Consider the following 3,075-nt stretch of genomic DNA (forward strand, 5'->3'; position numbering starts at 1 on the left):
CCCCCCCCCCCCCCCCCCCCGCGGCTCCAGAGTCGGGCGCAAACAACGCGGCAATCGCCCCGGGATTGGACGGAAAGTAAAAATGCACATAGGAAGCCGTCATTCGCCCCAGGCGGAAAACCGCCTCAGCCCCTCGCCCGCCATTGGGGCTGTGCCCACGGGCAATCGGCTCAAGTTCGGTGCTGGTCAAGGAGTGATGGTAGGTATGCCCGCGCAGGGTGCCTTCCGGCAGCTCGACTGATTGCAACGCCAAGGCCGCAAGGCGCTTTTGCATCTGCGCTTCACCGCTCAACAGGCCGAGCAGTTCGGCGCGAGTGCCCTCGACGTCGGTCAATGAATCGAGCAGGTAGAGCATGCCACCGCATTCGGCGAGCAGCGGTTTGCCGGCTGCGTGGTGGGCACGGATCGCCGTCAGCATCGGCACGTTCCGGGCCAGTGCAACGTGGTGCAGCTCCGGGTAACCGCCAGGCAAATACAGGCTGTCCGCCTCGGGCAGTTCGGTGTCATGTATTGGGGAAAAGAAGGTCAGTTGCGCGCCCATGGCCCGCAGCAGGTCGAGGCTGGCGCCATAGGTGAAGGCAAACGCTTCGTCACGGGCGACGGCGATGCGCACGCCGTCGAGCCACGGCTCAACGGTTGTCAGTTCGGGCGCGGCGAACTCGACCTGGGGCGGCAGCGCCACTTCACAACTGCTGGCCAATGCTTCGGCCGCTGCGTCGAGGCGAACGTCCAGGTCATTCAGTTCGCTGGCCTGGACCAAGCCGAGATGACGGCTCGGCAACTCGATGCCGGTTTCTCGCGAGAGCGCGCCGTACCAGCGCAGGCCTTCGGTCAAGCTGCCTTCGAGCAATTGCGCGTGGCGCAGGGTGCCGACCCGGTTGGCCAGTACGCCAGCGAACGGCAAGTCCGGCTGATAACGCGCCAGGCCCAGGGCCAGGGCGCCGAACGTCTGGGCCATGGCGGTGCCGTCGATCACGGCCAGCACCGGCACGCCGAAGTGGCGCGCCAGGTCGGCGCTGGACGGCGTGCCGTCGAACAGCCCCATCACACCTTCGATCAGGATCAGGTCCGCTTCGGCGGCGGCTTCCCACAACAGTCGGCGACTTTCCTGCTCGCCGACCATCCACATGTCCAGTTGATAGACCGGCGCGCCACTGGCGCGCTCAAGGATCATCGGGTCGAGAAAGTCAGGCCCGCATTTGAACACACGTACCTTGCGTCCCTGGTTGCGATGCAAGCGTGCCAGCGCCGCAGTGACGGTGGTCTTGCCCTGGCCGGATGCCGGCGCGGCAATCAGCACCGCCGGACAGTGGCGGCTGGTCATCGAAGCATCATTCACAGTTCAACGCCTTTCTGCGCCTTGATGCCGGCCTGGAAGGCATGTTTGATCATGCCCATTTCGGTCACGGTATCGGCCAGCTCGATCATCTCCGGCTTGGCACCACGGCCGGTGACCACCACATGTTGCATGGGCGGGCGGGCCTGCAGATCGCTCAGCACCTGATCGAGATCGAGGTAGCCATGCTTGAGAGCGATGTTCAACTCATCAAGCACCACCAGGCCAATCGACGGATCGCCGAGCAGTTGCCGCGATACCGCCCAGGCCGCCTCGGCAGCGGCGATGTCGCGCTGACGGTCCTGGGTCTCCCAGGTGAAGCCTTCGCCCATGACGTGAAAGCGCACCTGCTGCGGGAAGCGTCGGAAAAACAGCTCCTCGCCGGTGCTGTTGCGCCCCTTGATGAACTGCACCACGCCGCACTGCATGCCGTGGCCCATGGCCCGGGCGAGCATGCCGAACGCCGAACTGCTCTTGCCCTTGCCGTTGCCGCTCAGCACCAGCAGCAGGCCACACTCGTTCGGTGAATTGGCGATGCGCTCGTCAATCACGGCTTTCTTGCGCAGCATGCGCGCCAGGTGGCGTTCGTCGCGATCGGGCGTATCGGTCATGAGGGGAGCTCTCCGTTGGGACTGGATAACGGCGGGCGGGCACAAAAAAAGACTGCAGCGAGCCTGGCATCGCCCACCGTGATGCCGTTGGATGAATCAGGCCGGTCTCCGGGCTCATGAGCGGCGTGATGCCTGGCTGCGCGCCTTCCCATGTCATGCGACACAGTGGCCTAGGCACAGCGTTGACTCATTTACCGTTGCGGGGGCAGCGCCGGGATCGCATTCGCTCACCGGCTTCCCTGTTTCACCCTGTCGGCCGCGACCGCGCCACAGAGCACCTGAAACAAGCCGCGAAGGTTAGAGGGTTGGGAATGGAGCGTCAATTAAAGCCGCCACCTGTATCGGCTCGTTGACTGGCCCTGATCAATAAACTGACAGCGATCTTGTGTGAAGCTGCGGCAAGTGATATCAAATAGACATTACGACCCGATATCACAAGAACAAGAGGGCAAACGCATGCAAGGCATGATCATCAGCAATCCGAAGCTGGAGTTTCTGCGCCCGGTGCTGGAACGCTGGTTCGACTGTATCGATCGCTATAACGCCGTGCGCGGCGACAACGACGCACCCTATTGGCACGATGAAAAAGCCAACCTCGGGTTGCTGTCTGCCGCTGCCTGGATGGCTGAGATGGTCACGCTGCAGAACGCAGCGACGCGCAAACAGAACGAAGAAGGCGAACGCAACGTCAGCGCCGACCTGGTCATCGCCAGCGCCGATGAGCGCGCCTTTATCCAGGCCACCCAGCGCTGGCCGAAGGTCAACAACCTGAACCTGACCCAACCCTTGCTCGAAGCCGCCAGCGACGCCAAGCGCATCAGCTACGCCAGCGACCTGAAGCTGGGCTGCCTGTTCGTTGCCCCGCAAAAAGCCCAGCAAAGCGCCACGCCGGAAGAGTTGCAGGACATGATCGATGACCTGCAGAAGGAGAACACCTGCGCCGTGGCCTGGTACTTCCCCTACGCCTACCGCAAATTGCGCAACGAGGCGGGCCAGTACCATCCGGGGATTGCGCTGCTGCTGAAACAGGCGCACGGCTGATTCATTGGCCTGTGGGAAAACATGTGGGAGGGGGGGGGGTCGCGAAGACGGTGCAACCGTCAACATCGATGTTGCCGGATATAGCGC

The 3,075-nt window shown here is 63.3% G+C and carries 3 protein-coding genes and 1 riboswitch; of the genes, 1 reads left to right on the forward strand and 2 read right to left on the reverse strand.

Going from position 1 to position 3,075, the window contains the following annotated elements; translation table 11 throughout:
* On the reverse strand, positions 1-1,324 hold a 1,324-nt coding region (locus ACE04F_RS22060), incomplete at its 3' end, for a cobyrinic acid a,c-diamide synthase CobB (protein WP_486109922.1).
* A gap of 11 nt (positions 1,325-1,335) precedes the next feature.
* Positions 1,336-1,947 (reverse strand): cob(I)yrinic acid a,c-diamide adenosyltransferase, encoded by a 612-nt coding sequence (gene cobO / locus ACE04F_RS22065; protein WP_486109923.1) that lies wholly within the window; start codon positions 1,945-1,947, stop codon positions 1,336-1,338.
* Between the two features lie 82 nt (positions 1,948-2,029).
* A riboswitch (cobalamin riboswitch) is annotated at positions 2,030-2,244 on the reverse strand.
* A gap of 159 nt (positions 2,245-2,403) precedes the next feature.
* Here cobO and ACE04F_RS22070 point away from each other — a divergent pair.
* Positions 2,404-2,988: a hypothetical protein gene (locus tag ACE04F_RS22070; protein ID WP_486109924.1), complete on the forward strand. Its 585-nt coding sequence runs from the start codon at positions 2,404-2,406 to the stop codon at positions 2,986-2,988.
* Positions 2,989-3,075 lie beyond the last annotated feature (87 nt).

It is taken from the genome of Pseudomonas sp. AGC41 (assembly GCF_057334555.1).

Coding starts and splice junctions, on each gene's coding strand:
- cobO (WP_486109923.1), bottom strand. CDS start 1,947: ATGACCGATACGCCCGATCGCGACGAACGCCACCTGGCGCGCATGCTG.
- ACE04F_RS22070 (WP_486109924.1), top strand. CDS start 2,404: ATGCAAGGCATGATCATCAGCAATCCGAAGCTGGAGTTTCTGCGCCCG.